The sequence below is a fragment of the Bradyrhizobium sp. genome (assembly GCF_049512235.1).
In the GTDB taxonomy this organism is placed as follows: domain Bacteria; phylum Pseudomonadota; class Alphaproteobacteria; order Rhizobiales; family Xanthobacteraceae; genus Bradyrhizobium.
Map to the genome: position 1 here is coordinate 1 of NZ_JBEKXH010000092.1, position 17,833 is coordinate 17,833.

Sequence of the window (17,833 nt, forward strand, 5' to 3'; positions counted from 1 at the left end):
CTGGGCTATCTCGGATTGCTGCTGCTGTGCCTTTTGATGATCGCGTTCGTGCCGGTCATCAGCACCGCCCTGCCGCACGCGTTCGGGTATTGAGGGCGTGAGAACGAACCATAATGACCAGCTTCTTGAGGCTTGCCGAAACTCTCACCCCGTCATTGCGAGCGAAGCGAAGCAATCCATTTCGCGCCGGGCGCAGGCGATCATGACGATCTGACCCGCTCACCCCACCGTCCACTCTTCGGCGCTGGCGCCGGCCAGCGCGCGGACCCGGGCTTCGTCGGCGGCCAGATCGGCCGCCGGTCCGGCATAGACCACCATGCCGTCATCCAGCACATAGGCGTCGTCGGCAATTTCCAGGCTCATGCGCGCGTTCTGCTCGACCAAAAGCACGGAAATGCCCTCGGCCTTCATCTGCTGCACGATGCGAAAGACCTCGCGCACGATCAGCGGCGCCAACCCCTGCGATGGCTCATCGAGGATCAGGAGCCGCGGGTTGAGCAGCAACGCGCGCGCGATCGACAGCATCTCCTGTTCGCCGCCGGACAGCTGGCGGCCGCGGTTGAGCTTGCGCTCCTCGAGCCGGGGAAAGAGCTGGTAGATGCGCGGAATGGTCCACGGGCCGCCGCGCTCCAGCGGCACCTTGAGGTTCTCCTCGACGCTGAGATTGGCGAAGATGCGCCGGCCTTCGGGCACATAGCCGACGCCGCAGGCGGCGATGCGGAAGGTCGGCCAGCGCGTGGTTTCCTCGCCGAACACCGTGATCTTGCCCTCGCGTGCCGGCGTCAGCCCCATCAGGCTGCGCAGCGTCGTGGTCTTGCCCGCGCCATTGCGTCCGAGCAGAGCGGTGATCCTGCCCTCGGCGACGCCGAGGCTGACGCCGTGCAGGATATGGCTCTTGCCGTAATAAGTGTGCAGGCCTTCGGCGGTCAGGGCGGCGATCATGCGGCATGACCGAGATAGGCGGCCTGCACGGCCTCGTTGGCGGCGATCTCCTGCGGCGTGCCCTGCGCCAGCATGCGGCCCTGATCGAGCACGCAGATGCGGTCGGCGAGGTGAAACACCACCCGCATATCGTGTTCGATCAAAACGATGGTGTAGCTGGAATCGCGGTGCAGGCGGCGGATCAGCTGGGTGATCTCAAAGGTTTCCTGGTCGCCCATGCCGGCGGTGGGTTCGTCGAGTAGCAAGAGATGCGGCTTCAAGGCCAGCGCCATGGCTATCTCGGCGGCGCGCTGATCGCCATGGGCGAGCTCGCCGACCAGTCTGTCGGTCTTGCTTTCCAGTGCAACCAGCTTGAGCGTCGCCTCGACGTCGGCATGGATTTTTGCCGCCTCCGAACGGTTGATCCAGGGCCGCAACCGATAGCCGCCGGCGACCTCAGCGGCTATGCGGACATTCTCGAACACGGTGAGTTCCGGAAAGATCTCGGTAATCTGGAACGTGCGGGCCATGCCGAGCGTGACCCGCTGATGGGTTGAGACCCCGGTGATGTCGCGGCCATCGAAGCTGATCGAGCCCGAGGTCGGCGGAAAAAATCCCGAGATCAGGTTGAAGAAGGTGGTCTTGCCCGCGCCATTGGGCCCGATGATCGCGCATAGTTCGCCCTTGGCGACGTTGAGCGAGACCTCGCGCACCGCCACCAGATTGCCGAAGCGCTTTGTCACATTGCTGATTTCCAGGACGTTCATGTCTTGCTCCGCTGCAGGAAGCCGAGCAGGCCACGCGGGAAAAACAACACCACCAGGACGAACAGCAGCCCGACAAACGACATCCAGTTGACGGTGATGCTGGAGAGATAATCCTGCAGCACCACGAACACGGTGGCGCCGAGCAGCGGACCCCAGAAGCTGCGCATGCCGCCCATCACGGCCATCATGACGAAATCACCGGACTGGCTGTAATGCAGGCCCCTTGGATCGGCGAAGTTGTTGACTAGCGCGTAGAGCGCGCCGGCAAAGCCCATGAAGAAGCAGGACAGAGTGAACGCAATCCAGATGTGCCGTTCGACGGGGATGCCGAGGAAGCGGGAGCGGCGCTCGTTCTCGCGGATCGCGATCATGGTGCGGCCGAACGGCGAGCGCAAAACGAATGCCATGGCGCCGACCACGAGCGCAAAGCAGAACAGCACGAAGAAATAGAAATTGTCGGCGTTGGAGAGGATGTCGATTTTGAAGGCGCCGAAATCGAGCGGTTGACGCGAGAAGCCGCGCAGTCCGTCGTCGCCGCCGGTCAGCGAATTCCACTGAAAGGCGATGTAGTAGAACACCTGGCCGAACGCGATCGTCACCATGGCGAAATAAACCCCGCGCCGGCGCACGATCAGCGTGCCGAGGATGCCGCCGCAGATGCCGCCAAGCAGCATTCCAAGCAGCAACGCCAGCGGCGTAGAGGGCGCGAGATATTTCAGCGTCAGGCCGGCGCCATAGGCGCCGAGCCCGAAATAGGCGGCATGACCGAACGACAGCACGCCGGTAAATCCAAGCAGGAAATTCACCGACATCGCCGCCAGTCCGAGCACCAGCACGCGGGTGGCGAGCGCGGTATAGCCGCCCAGTGGCACCATCCAATAGGGCGCCAGCAATAGCGTCGCCCAGATCGCCGCCAGCACGATCAACTTGCGTATCTGCCCGCCGCTCAACTCATCATTCCTTCTTCGCCGAACAATCCGCGCGGGCGTACCAGAAGGACCACCGCCATCATGACGTAGATCACCGCCTCGCTGGCCGCCGGCAGAAACACCGCGGTCAAACCGGAGGCCACCCCGATCAGCAGGCCGCCGACCAGTGTTCCCGGCAGGCTGCCGATGCCGCCGACGATGATGGCGATGAAGCTCGGCATCAACAGGCCGGTGCCCATGGTCGGTTCAAGACCGAGTTGTCCGGCAGCAAGAACACCGCTGAGACCCGCAAGAAAAATCCCGACCGCGAAATTGAGCGAGCGCAGCATCTGCACGTTGATGCCGAGCGCCGCGACGGTTTCGAGGTCGAGCGTGCCGGCGCGGATGCGGATCCCCAGGCGGGTATAGCGCAGCAGCAGGAACAGCAAGGCCACGGCGATCATCACCACGGCCACCATGAACAGCCGATAGCCGGTGATGAAGAACAGTTCGTTGCTCAGGGGCTGCGCCAGAAAGGGCGGGATGGTGACCGGCTTGCCCTGCGGGCCCCAGATGAACCGGGTGCCGTCCTCGATCATGAAGGCGAGGCCGAAGGTGAGCAAAAGGCTATACAGCGGGTCGCGTCCATAGAGCGGCCGGATCAGCACGCGTTCGACGGCGAGCCCGATCACGGCGGTCAATGGCGGCGCCAGCAGCAGCGCGCCCCAGAAGCCGACATAGGGGGTGATGGTGTAGGCGATGTAGCCGCCGATGACGAGAAAGCCGCCATGGGCGAAGTTGATGACGTTGCTCAGATTGAGAATGAGCGAGAGCCCGAGCGCCATCAGCACGTAGAACGCGCCGATGATCAGCCCGTTGGTGACGTTGAACAGGAGAAGTTGCGTCATCATGCACCCCTGAGAAAACCATGCATCAGATGCCGGGAAGCGCCGGCTCCCGGATCATGGAAAGGACGGCCATCAAATCAGGACGGCCACTGCACCGTGCAGCCGGTGTCCGCAACGGCTGGCGCCGTCTTGTCGCCAGCGACGACTTCGTCGACACGAAACAGATCTTCCGGATCGTCCTTGCCCTTTGATTGCGCCTCGCCGACGAAGGCGGATGTCATCAGCTGATGATCGCCCTTGCGGTAGTAGCACTTGTTCGGCTGCAGCTTGACGTCGTCGGGCAGTTCGAAGTTCTCCAGGGCGCCGGCGAGCTTGACCGCGTCGGTGGTGGTTTGCTGGTTCGCAATCAGCGCAAAGGTCATGGCCGAGGTGTAGCCGAACCAGTGCCGCGCGGTCGGCACATTGCCGTTGTTGACCTTGCGAATATCGGCGACGAACCTGTCGACGCCGGCAATGCCCGGCTGTTTCCAGTACCATTCGAACATCCAGATGCCGATGCGGGCTTCCGGCGGCAGCGCCGCCAGCGATTCCAGCTCCTGCTGGGTCCCCGCCACATGGATCTGCTTGTCGAGGCCGAACTGCACCACCTGCTTGAGGCAGTTGATCATGTCCGAGCCCTGCACCAGAAGGATCAGCACGTCCGGATTGGCGGCGCGAGCCTTGATCAGATAGGCGGAGAAATCCGTGGTGCCGAGCGGCGTCAGTTCGTTGCCGGTGACACTGCCGCCGAGCTTTTTCAGATCGTCGGTGCAGGCGTCATACAGCGTGTGGCCGAAGGCGTAGTCGGGCGTGATGAAGTGCCATTTCTTGCCATACTTGGAGAACAGTACGCTGCAGACCGAGTTGGCCTCCATCCGCGTCGTATTGCAGACGCGGAAGACGTTCCACTTGCAATCCTTGCCGGTGATCGAATCGGTGTGGCCGCCGGATACAATATGCAGGATCTTCTTTTCGGCGGTGACTTGCGCGATCGCGGCGGCGATGCCCGAATTGACGTCGCCGATCATGAAGTTGACCTGATCGCGCTCGATCAGTTTTCGCGCCTTCTGCACGCCGGTGCCGACATCATTGGCGGAGTCCTCCACCAGCAATTCGACCGGCCGTCCGAGCATGCCGCCTTTGGCGTTGATCTGCTCGACGGCCAATTTCGCGCCCATCACCTCGTTGCCGGCAGGTGCGGCGTAGACGCCGGTGAGCGGATCGACCATGCCGATCCGGATCGGCGCCTCGCCCCGCGCCTTTATGATAAACGGCGAGGCCACCTGAAAGGCGCCGAGCGCGGCGGCGCCGGTGATGAACGTGCGGCGATCGAATGTCGATTTGCTGGTCGATGTCATACTGCCTCCTGGCGGGATTGTTTTTTAGTCTCTGAGGTGCTTATCAGCCGTCATTGCGAGCCGCCAACGGGTCGCGCGAACGCGCGCCCGATGACGGGCTCCGCAACGAAGCAATCCAGTGCGTAAGGTGGGTAAAGGCGCGCTTGCGCCGTGCCCACCATTTCAGAGGCGAAAAGATGGTGGGCACGCCATCGATCGCGCATTCGCGCGATCCGTTGGCTTTTGCCCATCCTACGACTACCAGGTGCGCCCGCGCATCGGCCGCGATGTCGTGCAATCTCAGACCGGCCATTGGATCTTGCAGCCGGTGTCCTCGGCCGGGCCGGCGGCTTTTTCGCCGGGCACCGGATTCTTCACCGTGAACATGTTGTCCGGATCGCCCTGCGGCGGGTGCGCCTCGCCGACGAATACCGTGCTCATCAGTTCGTGATCTCCGGCGCGGTAGGCCGGCGCGCCCGGCTGCAGCGCTATCTCCGGCGGCAGCTTGAATCCGGACAGCGCGTGGGCGAGGCTCGGCGCATCGAGCGTCTTCTCCTGGTTCGCGACCAGCGCCAGCGTCTGCACCGACGCATAGCCGAACCAGTTGCGCGCGGTGGCCGCAAGGCCGGTGATCTTCTTGATCGCGGCATTGAATTCCGCGACATGCGGCACATCCGGCTGGTCCCACCACCATTCCATGGTCCACCAGCCAACGCGCGCGCCATCGGGCACGGCGCGGATGCTTTCCAGCTCGAACAAGGTTCCGCCGACCGCCATCTGCTTGTCCAGACCGAACTGGACGAACTGCTTCAGGCTCGAGACCTGGTCGCCGCCCCCCATGACGTTGATCAGAACCTGCGGATTGTAGGCCTTGGCCTGGATCAGGTAGGCCGAATAGTCCGGCGTTCCCAACGGCACCAGCGAGCCCGCCGAAGTGCCGCCCGCGGCCTTCAGGAGCTTTTCGAAGCCGGCCTGCACCGAGTGGCCGTAGGCGTAGTCCGGGGTCAGGAAATACCACTTCTTGCCGAATTTCTCCATCAGGGTCGAGGCAATGGCATTGGCGTCCATGGTGGTGGAGTTGCAAACCCTGAACACGTTCCACGAGCAGTTGGCGCCGGTGATCGGATCGGTATGTCCGCCCGAGACGATGTGCAGCACCTTCTTTTCGCTGGTGACCTGCGCCATCGCGATCGCGATGCCGGAATTGACGTCGCCGATGATGAAGCTCACTTGATCGCGTTCAATCAGCTTGCGCGTCTTTTGCACGCCGGTGCCGACATCGTTGGCCGAATCCTCGATCAATAATTCCACCGGGCGACCGAGAATGCCGCCCTTTTTGTTGATCTCATCAGCGGCGAATTTCGCTCCGACCACTTCGCCCTGGGCGATCGCGGCATAGACCCCCGTCAGCGGATCGACCATTCCGATCCGCACCGGCGTATCGCCGCGGGCCTTGATGATGAAAGGAGCTGAAAATTGCACCGCGGCAATCGCGGCGCTGGTCTTAAGAAGTGACCGCCGATCGACCGACCAAGGCCGTTGCGAGCTACCCATGCTGTCCTCCCAGACAAGATGACGTGTCTTGACCTGCCAAAATGGCAAGATGTGTTTTGATGGCCGGCACTCTTCGTTGCCGTTCTGGGCAGAGCGTAACCCGCCAAAATGACTTTTGGCAACAATAAGCCGGTGCAGGCCTGCGACCTTCGGCCTAGTCTACTCCAGTCCAGGACATTGCTTATGGATCGCCGTCTGCATCATGGCTGGCTTGCCACCTCAGGGCGTCGCGCGGGCTGGTTAGTCCGGCGCCGCGAAACGTGCTAGGCTGCGGGCTGTATCGGGTGGCTTTCGCGGCTTGGCAGCACCATGTCCCCATCGGACGGATTGAACGACGCAATAGACCTGTCGGTCCGGGGACGGAAGCGAAAGAGCTCGCCGTTTCTGCTGCTGGCCCTTGGTTTGCTGGCCTTCGCAACCCTTGCCGGAACTGCCCTTTTCATACTTCGGCCGACCACCTTGCGGATTGCCGTCGGTCCCTCAGGAAGCGACGACCAGAAACTGGTTCAGGCCTTGGCGCAGTCCTTTGCCCTTGACGGAAGTCCGGTGCGGCTTTCGTTGATCACAACGGCGGGCCCGGTTGACAGTATTTCCCTGCTTAAAGACGGCAAAACCGATCTCGCGGTCGCCCGGGACGACGAGGAAATGCCCGATGGAACCACATCCGTCGCCATCCTGCGCAAGAACGTCGTGGTGCTGTGGTCAGCCTCCGGCCCTCCCCGCCAGGGATCCAAGCGGGAAGCCAAACCGAAGATCAAGACGATCGATGATCTCGCCGGTCATCGCGTCGGCGTGGTCGGTCGAACCGAGGTCAATGTCACGCTGTTCCGCGTCATCCTGACGGAATCGGGCGTCAATCCCGAAAAAGTGGCGATCTCGCAATTTGGCGTCGATCAAATCGCCGAAATGGTGCGCGATCCCTCGATCGACGCGTTCATGACGGTGGGCCCGCTCGACAGCAAGATCACCGCGGACGCCATCGTTGCGACCGCCCGCACCAGGGGCGAACCGGCGTTCCTTCCGATCGACGTCTCGGAAGCGATCGCCAAGAAGCACCCGCTCTACGAATCCGAGGAAATTCCAGCCAGCTCCTTCAGCACGTCGCCCGCCAGGCCTGACGACAAGGTCGAGACCATCGCCGTCAATCACCTGATCGTCGCGCCGCACTCCCTGTCCGAAAACGCCGTCGGGGCGTTTATCCATCAGCTGTTCGAGGTGCGGCCCTCGCTTGCTAGGGAATTGCCGATCGCCGCCAGAATCGAGAAGCCGGATACCGACAAGGATGCCGCGTTGCCCGCACACCCCGCCGCCGCGGCGTTCATTGACGGCAATGAGCGCAGCTTCATGGACAAGTACAGCGACTATATCTGGGGTGCGGTGCTTTTGTTTTCCGTGCTCGGATCGGGCAGCGCCGCATTGCGCCACTATATCAAGCGGGATGAGCGAAGGTTGAATACCCTGCACCGCGAGAAGCTGTTGGCCGCGATTTCACTGGTGCGAAAGATAGATAGTCTCGAGGAGTTGGACACGCTGCAATCCGAGGCGGACGCCATCCTGCGCGAGACGCTGGAATGTTTTGACGATGGCGCCATCGAAGTGGGCGATCTCGCAGCCTACGGTCTTGTGCTTGAACAGTTTCATCACGCAGTGGTCGACAGACGCACGGCGCTCAACGCCATCGCCGCCGACCTGCCGCGAATGCGCGCCCGCTAGCAGCCAGACGTATTGTTATCGAAAATCCATGCTGCGCAGGATAATGCCGGGCGGCGTGCCCTCGAACTCCCTTGCCAGGACCTTGCTGGCGGCACGCTCTTCGATCCGATCGCGCAGCCGCATGAATTGCGCTTCGCGCTGGTCCGACTTGGTTCGCGCCGGTTTTTCCAGATCGTCCATGGCGGCGGTGCTGACGGCGCATGGTATCTCTCTTTGGTCGTCAACCATGGAAAACAGCACCACCATCCGGTCATATTCGTATCCGCGAAAGCTGCCACGTGTCAGCGCCATTTTGCCTGCCTCCCTTAGGACGTTGCTGCCTTCGAGCGGCGTCCCGATCGACGGCAAGACTCCGCTGGACCTGTACTCCGCTGCAGCTGTGTAATCGTTACCCGGCGCGAACCACTTTGACGGGCTTTACCGGCGGCGGATTGATCTCCGCGATCCTGCGCAGGCAGTCGGATTCGGAATCGTGCGGCCCGGAGACGAATGTTCCGCTTACCTTCGTAGAGTACCAGCCCGACACGACACCCAGTCGCAGTGATTCCTCGGTCTTGACGTGGCGCGGCGAAAGATTCTGCATCGGGTTTGCTTTCAGGCTTTGGCGCCCGATCATTGATCGAGCGCGGGAGGTTTCAAGGTTACTGGGCGAACAATCAATTCAGCTCCGCGTTGGAGAGCCGGGCAAAATCCGCGAGCACGGCCGCGACCAGGTCGCGATGGTGGCTATCGTCCGGAGCCAGGCCGGCGGCGTATAAATTCAGGACATAACTCGCCTTGTCGGCCGCTTCCGGCCAGGAGGCTGCCGCGGCCGACAGCAGATGGCCTTCGACCGCCGCCAGGCGGGCGCGCAGGTCCTTGGCGTTGCTCTCGACTTCGGCCAGACGACGACGAATATCGGTGGCCTTTTGGGCGGCCATGCCGCGATGCTTGTCGAGATCGAGCGGCTCGTCGCTCACGCCGGCGCGCTCGCGTCGATGCGCTGCGCATCGGACAGATCGACCGAGCCGATCGAGATCATCTCCATCGTGGCGCCGCGGGGCGCGGCCGCCGCCGGCACCATGATCATGGTGGCAACACGGCGGTAACAGGCAAACGACAATCCTTCGATCATCTCCTCATCGGTAACGACCTCGTAGGCCCCCGCGGGCATCAGGCGATCGATCCCCCTGATGCAGAAGGGGTGCCTGAAGGTGATGATTTCGTGCCGCGAGCGCATGGTCATGCTCTACCTTCTATTGCAAGGAGCCCCACCCCGACGCGATCGATGTGCATGCATCGACCGTGCGCTCATTCCGTCCGATTTGCTAATGCTTTGTCGTCGCACCTGCCTCATTGCCCGAATAAAGGCAGCTTTGCCTTATTGTATTCGGCGGCTGGCGTAGCCACTTGCGCAGTGTGGCGGGCATAATGGCGCGAATCATCAGGCCGGATGGTCGCGCGATCAGGCGTTGGTGGGCGGCGATACGTTCCACCGAAGGCTCACTGGACAGGTGCCCCGGTGCCGGCGGGACGGCCTCTTTGGATCGCTGCAACGGTCGGGATCAGGTGTTTTCATGAAGATTCGAGTTGGCTTCGAGATGATCTACGACTTTCCGCAGCCGACGCCGATGATCACGGTGCTGGGCGTGCACTTTACCCGGGCCTCCGACATCATCGTGCCCGATTACCTGACCACCAGCCCTTCCGTGCCGATCACGCCCTATCGCGACGGCTTCGGCAACTGGTGCAGCCGGATGGTGGCGCCAGCCGGGCGCTTCCGGCTGGCGGCCGATGGCACGGTGCGCGACAGCGGCCTGCCCGACGTGATGGTGGGGTCGGCCTGGCAGCACGCCGTCGAGGAACTGCCGGCGGAGACCATCGTCTATCTGCTCGGCAGCCGCTACTGCGAGACCGACCGGCTCTCCGATATTGCGTGGAAGCTGTTTGAGAACACCCCGCTGGGCTGGGCACGGGTGCAGGCGATCTGTGATTTTGTTCACAACCACATCGCGTTCGGTTACGAGCATGCGCGCCCGACCATGACGGCGTGGGAAGTGTTCAATGAACGCAAAGGCGTCTGCCGCGACTACGCCCACCTTGCCGTCACGCTCTGCCGCTGCATGAACATTCCGGCGCGCTATTGCACCGGCTATCTCGGCGACATCGGCATGCCGCCGCCTTATCCGCCGGGCGATTTCGCCGGCTGGTTCGAGGCCTATCTCGGCGGCCACTGGTACACCTTCGATGCCCGCAACAACATGCCGCGGATCGGCCGCGTCCTGATCGCCCAGGGCCGCGATGCCGCCGACGTTCCGATTACCCAGACCTTCGGGCCAAATACGCTGATCAGCTTTCAAGTCTGGACCGACGAAGTCGTCTAGGTGCCGTGATCGTCACCCAGCCGCTATGATCGAGCCGAGCGGCACATCCAGCGCATAAACAAAACCTGTGGGTTCGTAGGCCAGTCGCACCTGGCCGTTCAATTGCTGGCCCAGAGATTCCATCACGCGGGTTCCAAAACTTCGGCGTGACGGCGGCGCGACCGGCGGGCCGCCCCTCTCGGTCCAGGTAAGATGGAGCCGCTGCTTCTCCGTGTCCACGGTCCAGGCGATTTCCACGCGCCCCGTCGGAATCGAGAGTGCGCCGAATTTCGTGGTGTTGGTGCACAGTTCGTTGAACGTCATCGCCAGCGCGATCACCGCGCCGGAGGTAATCCTGAGATCCGGTCCGTTGAAATGGAATCGTCTGGCGCCCCGGCTGTCATAGGGCTCGGTCGCGCCGCTCAGGGTGTGGGAGAGGCTGGCATTGGCCCAGCTGACCTGCATCAAGAGATCGTGGGCTCGCCCCAGCGCGATCAAGCGGCCTTCGATGGCCTTCTGGCCGTGCTCGATGCTGGTCGCGGCCCGCAAGCTTTGCGACGCGATGGCGCTCACGGTCGCGAGCGTATTCTTGATGCGATGATGCAGTTCCCCAAGGATCAGCTTCTGCAGCTTGTCGGCGGCCTCACGCTCCTTGGCGTCGATCCCGGCTTGCGCAAGCAAGGTCTCGGCGTCGATGCCGGCTTGTTCCAGCAACAAACGGAGGCTGTCGTTCTCTGCCGTCAACACGGCCTCCTGCGCGGTGCGGGGCGACAAGGCGACAGGCGCCGGGCGGTGCAACATCTCGTTCGACGACGACATCTTGGTGTTGGGAACCATCTTCAGCGCGCCCGAGCCCACCATGGCCTGCAGTTCGGTGATCATCTGCTCCCCACCCAGCGGTTTACTGAAGAAGCGGCTATCGGCCGGCCTTTCCGCGTCCGACGGTGTGGCCCGGCCGGAAACCAGGATAATCTTGATGGCGGGCCAGCGATCGTGCACCGCATGGGCCAGTTTCAGGCCGTCCATTCTCCCGGGCATCTGAATATCGGTAAACAGCAGCGCGATGTCCGAGCGGGACTCAAGAATGGAGAGGGCCTCATCGGCGTTGACGGCCTCCACCGGACAAAACCCGGCATCCTCCACGATGTCGACGGCGCGCATGCGCAGCACCATCTCGTCTTCGACGATCAGGACGTTCGGCACAACGGTTGAACCTGTCAACATGGGCAGCCCTGACACTCTCTAAGTGTGCCGATAGCAGGATCGTCCCGAGGCGGTCGCTCGACGGTGGCGCGTAAACATCGGGCAGGCGATGGCCTGTGGTCAGATCCGATCAGCATCCGCATTGCTGCGCCTATCGCGGACAAATAGCGAGTCCAAATCAGAAATGAATTGGGGATGATGTTTATCGTCGCGTCGAGCGAAACGCCACGGAACTAATGTTCGCCTGGGGCATTTTAGCTCAGTCCCCGAACGCGGAGGGGATAGCGACCACCACAGTCAGCAGTTCCTGAACATATCTTTCGTGTCCCTGGCAATTTTTTGCTGCCGGGTGCGGCGGTCGCAGCCTTGCCCGCCTTTGCTCCGCAGGCGAAAGCCGGCGAAGCCGGGGCATCCATCAAAGCCGATCGACTTCCTTATCAGTAAACTCAACAACGCGCGGGACGCGCAATGAACAGGACACGCTATGAACATGTCGGGTGAAAGTCTTCTTGTTATTCTTATCGTCGGTATCGTGGCGGGCTGGCTGGCCGGTCAGATCGTTCGAGGCGGCGGCTTTGGGCTGATCGGCGATCTCCTGATCGGCATTGTCGGTGCCTTCATCGGAAGCTGGCTGTTGCCTCAACTCGGTATTCACCTCGGTGCCGGCATCGTTGGCGCCATCATCAACGCCACCATCGGCGCCATGATATTGCTTCTGATCATCAGGCTGGTGCGGGGCAGCGGCTTCGGCTACAGCCGTCGCTGGTAAACCATGATCGCGTGTGCGATCGGTTCGTTTCCGCCGCTTGCTGTCGTCCCGGCTCACGGCCGGGACGACGAGAGATTGAGCCGTCGCCACCGGCCGCCGCTATCGGCCTAAATGCCTTGAAGCATCGTTAGCCGCGGCGTTGTTGAGAACGATCAGTGCGTCGACGGCGACGCCGGTCCTGGTATTGATCAGGAACGGATTGATATCGATCGAGGCGATCCTGGTGCCGGCGTCGGCGATCAGGTTGGACAGGCCCACCAGAGCCTTCACGGCCGACGCGGTGTGCAGCGCCGGCTTGCCGCGATAACCCCTAAGCTTGACGCCGGCCTTGGTCCGGCCGATCAATTCCCTGGCCTCAGTCGCGTCCAGCGGCGCGCCGGCTAAAGCCACATCCTTCATCAGTTCGATGTCGATCCCGCCGGTGCCGAACAGCACCACCGGGCCCATCTCGGCATCGAGCGCGGCGCCGACCACGAGCTCGAGCTCGGCCTTGACCTGCTGCGCGATCAGGATTCCCTCGAGCCTCCGTTTGCCCTTCAATTTCTTCACGCGCGCGGTGATGTCGTTGAATGCCTTGCCGACCTCGGCCGGGCTGTTGAGGTTCAACACCACGCCGCCGATGTCGGATTTGTGCAGAATGTCGGGGCTGACGACCTTGGCCACGACCGGGAAGCCGATTTTCCCGGCGATCCGCACGGCATCAGCGGCGCTCTGGGCAATCTCTTCTTTCGAGACGGGAATGCCATAGGCCTTCAGAAGCTTCTTCGACGCGACCTCGTCAAGCGCGGCGCCGCGGGCGTGCTTCAGCGTCTTCTCCAGTGTCGCGCGCGCGGCGGCGCTCGAACTTGAACCAATATCCGGCACCACCTTGCGCAGCGAGGTGTAGTCGATCAAGGCCTTGATGGCGCCGACGGCGCGGTCCAGTCCCTGCATCACGGCGATATGGGGCAGCGACCGCCGCAAGGATTTTGTAAATTCGGTGAAGCCGATCGACATCGTCGAGATGTAGACCACCGGCTTGCTGGCGGTGCCGGCCATCTCGTTGACGATGTGCAGATTGCGTTCCCTGAGTTCGTGCGGGGACTTCGGCAATTCGGCGTCGATGATGACGATGTCGGTGTCGGGATCGTCGATCATGATCCGGATCGACTGCATGTAGACGGTGGGATCGACCACGGCGGCAAATCCGGCGTCGAGCGGATTGCCGACGATGGAGCCGGGCCCGAGCATTTCCGCAAGTTTATCGCAGGCGTTCCGGCTGAGCGGCGCGAAATTCAGTCCGGCGGAATGGAAGGCGTCGATCAAAAGCCCGCGCTTGCCGCCCGACAGGGTGACGGCAGCGAGGCGGTCGCCTTTCGGCGCATCGGCGTGAACAAAGCATTCGGTGGTCTCGATCAGTTCGTCGAGGCCGCGCACGCGGATCACGCCTTCCCGGGTCGCGATGGCGTCAAAAGTTTCGATCGAACCGGCCAGCGCGCCGGTATGCGCCATGGCCGCGGCGCGGCCGCCCTCGGAGGCTCCAAGCTTGAGCGCGATCACCGGCTTGCCGGCCGCGCGCGCGGCCTTGCAGGCCTCGCGAAAGCCGGCGGTGTTGCGCACGCCCTCGAGATAGACCACGATCACCCGGATCGAGGGATCGGCGGCGAAATAGCTCATCAGATCGGGGGTCTCGAGGCCGGCTTCGTTGCCGGTGGTGACCATGTAGCCGACGCCGATGCCACGATCTTCCAGCGCCTGGCGGATCGCCATCACGATCGCGCCGGATTGGCCGGCGATCGCCACCGGACCTGCTGCCATGGTGACGATGCGGTCGTCGATGTTGGTGAACAGCTTTTCGCCGGCGCTGAGATTGCCGAGGCAATTCGGACCGGTGACCGCCAGCCCGCTCTCCGTTATGGCCTCTCGCAGTTCATGAGCGAGCTTCTGGCTTTCATCGTCCTGCAATTCGCTGAAGCCTGATGTCACGATGGTCGCCGAGCGGGCACCGGCCGCGCCGGCCTCGCGCACCACCTGAACCGCTGACCGTGCCGGCACCAGCACCAGCACGTGATCGGGTTTGTCGGGCAGGCTTGCAAAATCCCTGTAGCAGGGAACGCCCCAGATGGTTTCGCGCCTGGCGTTGACGGGATAAAGGCCGCCCTCGAATTGATATTTGATCAGATTGTTCCAGATCCGCTCGGCATAGTTACCCGGCTTGTCCGTGGCGCCGACCACCACGATGTTGCGCGGATGCAGCATCGCATGAATGCTTCTGACGATGTCGCTTGCATCGGGCGAAGGGGACCATTTGCCGGCAGCAACCGGCGCGGCGTCGACAGGAGCTTCCAGCTCGGCGTCCAGCTTGGTTTCCATGGGCACGATCCTTCCCGCTCGCTTCTTTATGCGAAATGAACGATCTGTCGATCGCCATTCTCTTCGCCACTCCTCATGACGTTCGATGCCTTATTATGGGGTGGCGGGGAGGGTGGCAACTCGCGCGGCGGCGCTGGCTCCGCCGGGCTGCCATGCAAAGGGCTTTCCTACCAGGCCGGCCGCGGGCGCGATGGCGAGGCGATGCCTGCGAGCAGGACCGCGAGGATGCCGGTGAGAAAAATACCGTCGAACGTCCCGGCGCCGCCGATCGAGGCGACCGGGGCGCCAAGGCCGCTGATCTTGTCGAGATTGAGCAGATCGGCGCCAACGAGCGTTCCCATCGAGCCGCCGATATAGGCAAGGGGTGCGGCGTATTCGCGCGACAGGATGAAGGCCAGGATGGCCGTGGTCACCACGGGGGCGAATACCGGCACGGCGATGCCAATTCCCGGCACCGGGGTTGCCATCATGTGGATCACGAAGGCGATCACCACTGTTGCGATCGCCGCCTTGAGCCAGAGCTGGTACCGGAGCACGAGATAGCTTGACATCAGGGTCGGGATCACCGCGCCACCGACGTTGACGGCGAGCACCGTCCCCGGCCAGGACACGACGACCGGCACGATATATTGCATGCCGAAGTAATCGACGATCTGCCCGGACCTGAGCGGCGTTCCCGGCAGGACCGTGATCGGAATGTTGAAATAGCTGCCGATCAGCGAGCCGAACAGCAGCAGCAGGGCGGTGCCTGGACCGACGCCGAGCCGCATGTAGGCATAGCGGAGGATGCGAAGCTGAACCAGGATGATCAGCCCGATCGCCAGAAACACCAGGATTGAAAACAAAGCCGGCGTCAGCGGCAGATAGTGCATTTGGGAACTCATGATACAAGCGGGTCAGGATCAGGCTATAGCTCTATTTGGGAAATTATCGCGGTAATGGCAAGGACGTGTCGTGCTTCAGGCCTCATTCCGGAACGGTCCTTCCCCCTCTGCCCGCCACGGTCCGCTCCCTCTCCCCGCTCTTCGCGGGGAGAGGTGAATCGAGTCGCTGCATAATCGGACGGAATTCAATTTCGTGAGGTGGCGGTTGGGCGGCCCGCGGCAGTACTGCGCGGGAGCCCCATCATGGTGGCGTGCAAGACGTAGCGCTGCGGCCCTGGCGTCAACGCATCGAACGGCCAGCAGGTCGACAGCACCAGTTCGTAGCCGTCGCCGTGGGATCGATGCCGGAAGCGTCGAAAGGCACGACCGAGCTCTTGTCCGCGCGATAGCGGAATGTTTGCCCGTCACTTCTGACGACGACGATGTCATCACCGATGGCGACATCCCTGAGAAAGCGGAAATGGGTGTCGCGGTGCGCGGAATAGACCGCCACGCCGCGCTCGCCGGCATCGGCTGTGAGTTCGACGTGACCGGGGCCGAAGGCGAGCGCCTGGCCGCTGCTGCCGGCCAGCACGATGGCGCTGGCATGAAGCCGCGGCACCTCGATGCGCGCGACCGGCCAGGTATCGGCCCATGACCACGGTTTTACGTTTCTCCCGCTGGCGATGGTCTGGTCGAAAGCCCGCTGCAGCAGAATCTGTGCCAATAAAGCCTTGGCATGGATGTAAGCGCCCTGACCGAGCAGCGAGAGGCCGGTGAGCGCGAGCGCAAGGCTCAATACCAGGGAACGACGCATTGGTTATCCTCGATGAGAGATGCGCGCGTGGCCCCGGGGGCGAGGGCCGCGCGCGCCTTTGAGGAGAAGGTTGGGGGAACTTCTCCTTTCATCCGGCTTCAGCGCGCAAAGGTCTGACGCCGGTTGAACAGGAACAGGATCAGGCTGAGCGCCAGCAGGACCGCACCCGATATCATCTTGAGTTCGGCATCGGTCGCCGTCTTCGGCAGCGTGACCGTGTCGGGCATTGCGGTGACGACAACAGGCAGCCGCGTCGCCGCTGCGATTTGCAGCCGCGCGTCACCGGCCTCCGTGCGCCGCCCGGCCGGCGGTGAGAGCGGCTGCGCCCGCTCACCAAACACCTTGACGTAGTCCCAGCCCGCCGGCAGGTTGACCGGCAATTCGCTGAGCTTGAGGGCTTGGGCCGCCGGACGACTCGGGGTCTTGTCGACCGCAACCAGGCTGGTCAGCCGGGTCACAAGCTGATGCTCCAGCGCCAACGCCAGGATGGTCCTGTCGGCATCTTCTGGCGTCGCTTGCCGCATGGTGCGGGCGATCTCGGCATCGGCAATCTTGCGCCGCGCCCACAGTTTTGACAGGCCCTTGCCCTCGGCGGCGTTGGCGATCGGCAGCGTCACGACCCAGGGCCGGTCGCCGATCCGGCCCTTGATCTCGACCGAGCCTGCAAGCTTGTCGAGCCTCGCGGCGAGCACCAGCGGCTCGTCGCGATAGAGGTCGGGGATCGGCGCCGGCGTCAGGTCGGCCGCGGCATCGGAGAATTTTGCCGCAAGCCCGGTCACCGCGGGATTTTCAAGTTTTGAAAACAGGCCGCGCATGCGCTCCTCGACCTGTTCGACCGAGCCGATGTGGGTAAAGGCGCCGCGGCCGAGTTCGGCGGCGCGGGTCATCAGGAAGGTATTCGGCGCCGAACCGATGCCGACCATGAACACGCGCGAGCGGCCGCGCATCGCCGTGATGGTGTCGAACAGCTGCTGCTCGTTGCCGATCGCGCCGTCGGTCAGGAACACCACCTGGCGGACGTAGTTTGGGTCAGCGTCCGGCGGATCGTTCAGCGCCGCGCGCATCGCCGGCACCATTTCCGTGCCGCCTTCGGCCTGCAGCGCGGTCACGAAAGAGGTGGCCTGGCCGATGTGCTCGGCATCGGCCGGTACCGCGCTCGGGAACAGCACGCTCAAAGTGTGATCGAAGCGGATCACATTGAAACGGTCGGCCGGCTGCAGATGGCCGAGGCCGTAAATCAGGCTCGCCTTGGCTTGCGTGATCGAGGTGCCGCCCATCGAGCCGGAATTGTCGATCACGAAGATCACTTCCCGGGCCGGCGGCTTCTGTTCAGCCTGTTCGATCGAGGGTGGGGTCACGAACGCCAGCAGATAATCGGCGTCCCCGACATGCTCGCGAAA

17 protein-coding genes and 1 pseudogene are annotated in these 17,833 nt (G+C 62.9%); 3 read left to right on the top strand and 15 right to left on the bottom strand.

Annotated elements, in window-relative coordinates; all coding sequences use genetic code 11:
• Window positions 1–219: 219 nt before the first annotated feature.
• The 6 genes from ABSG20_RS11210 to ABSG20_RS11235 form a co-directional block, all read right to left on the bottom strand.
• A complete protein-coding gene (locus tag ABSG20_RS11210) occupies window positions 220–942 on the bottom strand; it encodes an ABC transporter ATP-binding protein (protein WP_423864570.1) in 723 nt (240 codons plus the stop codon).
• Window positions 939–1,688, bottom strand: coding sequence for an ABC transporter ATP-binding protein (locus tag ABSG20_RS11215; RefSeq protein ID WP_423864571.1), 750 nt, complete (start codon window positions 1,686–1,688; stop codon window positions 939–941). Before ABSG20_RS11215 ends, ABSG20_RS11210 begins: the two co-directional genes overlap by 4 nt.
• Window positions 1,685–2,638 (bottom strand): branched-chain amino acid ABC transporter permease, encoded by a 954-nt coding sequence (locus ABSG20_RS11220; protein WP_423864572.1) that lies wholly within the window; start codon window positions 2,636–2,638, stop codon window positions 1,685–1,687. The genes ABSG20_RS11215 and ABSG20_RS11220 overlap by 4 nt, the downstream gene beginning before the upstream one ends.
• Window positions 2,635–3,504, bottom strand: coding sequence for a branched-chain amino acid ABC transporter permease (locus ABSG20_RS11225; protein WP_423864573.1), 870 nt, complete (start codon window positions 3,502–3,504; stop codon window positions 2,635–2,637). The genes ABSG20_RS11220 and ABSG20_RS11225 overlap by 4 nt, the downstream gene beginning before the upstream one ends.
• 77 nt (window positions 3,505–3,581) lie before the next feature.
• Window positions 3,582–4,841, bottom strand: coding sequence for an ABC transporter substrate-binding protein (locus ABSG20_RS11230; RefSeq protein WP_423864574.1), 1,260 nt, complete (start codon window positions 4,839–4,841; stop codon window positions 3,582–3,584).
• A 279-nt stretch (window positions 4,842–5,120) separates the two neighbouring features.
• Entirely contained in the window at window positions 5,121–6,374 is a 1,254-nt protein-coding gene (locus tag ABSG20_RS11235) for an ABC transporter substrate-binding protein (RefSeq protein ID WP_423864575.1), read from the bottom strand.
• 309 nt (window positions 6,375–6,683) lie between these two features.
• Between ABSG20_RS11235 and ABSG20_RS11240 the strand changes: the two genes are divergently transcribed.
• Entirely contained in the window at window positions 6,684–8,087 is a 1,404-nt protein-coding gene (locus ABSG20_RS11240) for a TAXI family TRAP transporter solute-binding subunit (RefSeq protein WP_423864576.1), read from the top strand.
• A gap of 15 nt (window positions 8,088–8,102) precedes the next feature.
• Here ABSG20_RS11240 and ABSG20_RS11245 read toward each other — a convergent pair whose 3' ends face one another.
• From ABSG20_RS11245 to ABSG20_RS11260, 4 genes are all read right to left on the bottom strand, one after another.
• On the bottom strand, window positions 8,103–8,378 hold the full coding sequence (locus ABSG20_RS11245; RefSeq protein WP_423864577.1) for a DUF1488 family protein: 276 nt from the start codon (window positions 8,376–8,378) through the stop codon (window positions 8,103–8,105).
• A gap of 97 nt (window positions 8,379–8,475) precedes the next feature.
• Complete coding sequence (locus ABSG20_RS11250; RefSeq protein ID WP_423864578.1) at window positions 8,476–8,670, bottom strand: hypothetical protein; 195 nt, start codon at window positions 8,668–8,670, stop codon at window positions 8,476–8,478.
• Between the two features lie 73 nt (window positions 8,671–8,743).
• A complete protein-coding gene (locus ABSG20_RS11255) occupies window positions 8,744–9,046 on the bottom strand; it encodes a hypothetical protein (RefSeq protein WP_423864579.1) in 303 nt (100 codons plus the stop codon).
• Window positions 9,043–9,312 carry a hypothetical protein gene (locus ABSG20_RS11260; RefSeq protein ID WP_423864580.1) on the bottom strand — a complete coding sequence of 90 codons (270 nt, stop codon included), beginning with the start codon at window positions 9,310–9,312 and terminating at the stop codon, window positions 9,043–9,045. The genes ABSG20_RS11255 and ABSG20_RS11260 overlap by 4 nt, the downstream gene beginning before the upstream one ends.
• A gap of 331 nt (window positions 9,313–9,643) precedes the next feature.
• On the opposite strand from ABSG20_RS11260, the gene ABSG20_RS11265 reads away from it, so the two are divergent.
• Window positions 9,644–10,450, top strand: coding sequence for a transglutaminase-like domain-containing protein (locus ABSG20_RS11265; RefSeq protein WP_423864581.1), 807 nt, complete (start codon window positions 9,644–9,646; stop codon window positions 10,448–10,450).
• A 12-nt stretch (window positions 10,451–10,462) separates the two neighbouring features.
• Here the strand turns inward: ABSG20_RS11265 and ABSG20_RS11270 are convergent, their stop codons facing one another.
• Entirely contained in the window at window positions 10,463–11,653 is a 1,191-nt protein-coding gene (locus ABSG20_RS11270; protein ID WP_423864582.1) for a sensor histidine kinase, read from the bottom strand.
• A 463-nt stretch (window positions 11,654–12,116) separates the two neighbouring features.
• Here ABSG20_RS11270 and ABSG20_RS11275 point away from each other — a divergent pair, with 463 nt between their 5' ends.
• Entirely contained in the window at window positions 12,117–12,401 is a 285-nt protein-coding gene (locus ABSG20_RS11275) for a GlsB/YeaQ/YmgE family stress response membrane protein (RefSeq protein ID WP_423864583.1), read from the top strand.
• Window positions 12,402–12,500: 99 nt separating this feature from the next.
• Here the strand turns inward: ABSG20_RS11275 and ABSG20_RS11280 are convergent, their stop codons facing one another.
• From ABSG20_RS11280 to ABSG20_RS11295, 4 genes and pseudogenes are all read right to left on the bottom strand, one after another.
• On the bottom strand, window positions 12,501–14,729 hold the full coding sequence (locus ABSG20_RS11280; RefSeq protein WP_423864586.1) for an acetate--CoA ligase family protein: 2,229 nt from the start codon (window positions 14,727–14,729) through the stop codon (window positions 12,501–12,503).
• 191 nt (window positions 14,730–14,920) lie between these two features.
• Window positions 14,921–15,637, bottom strand: coding sequence for a DUF1614 domain-containing protein (locus ABSG20_RS11285; RefSeq protein ID WP_423864584.1), 717 nt, complete (start codon window positions 15,635–15,637; stop codon window positions 14,921–14,923).
• A gap of 185 nt (window positions 15,638–15,822) precedes the next feature.
• A pseudogene (locus tag ABSG20_RS11290) lies at window positions 15,823–16,433 on the bottom strand (class GN sortase).
• A gap of 98 nt (window positions 16,434–16,531) precedes the next feature.
• Window positions 16,532–17,833, bottom strand: a 1,302-nt coding sequence (locus ABSG20_RS11295; RefSeq protein ID WP_423864585.1) for a VWA domain-containing protein, incomplete at its 5' end; no start/stop codon positions are given.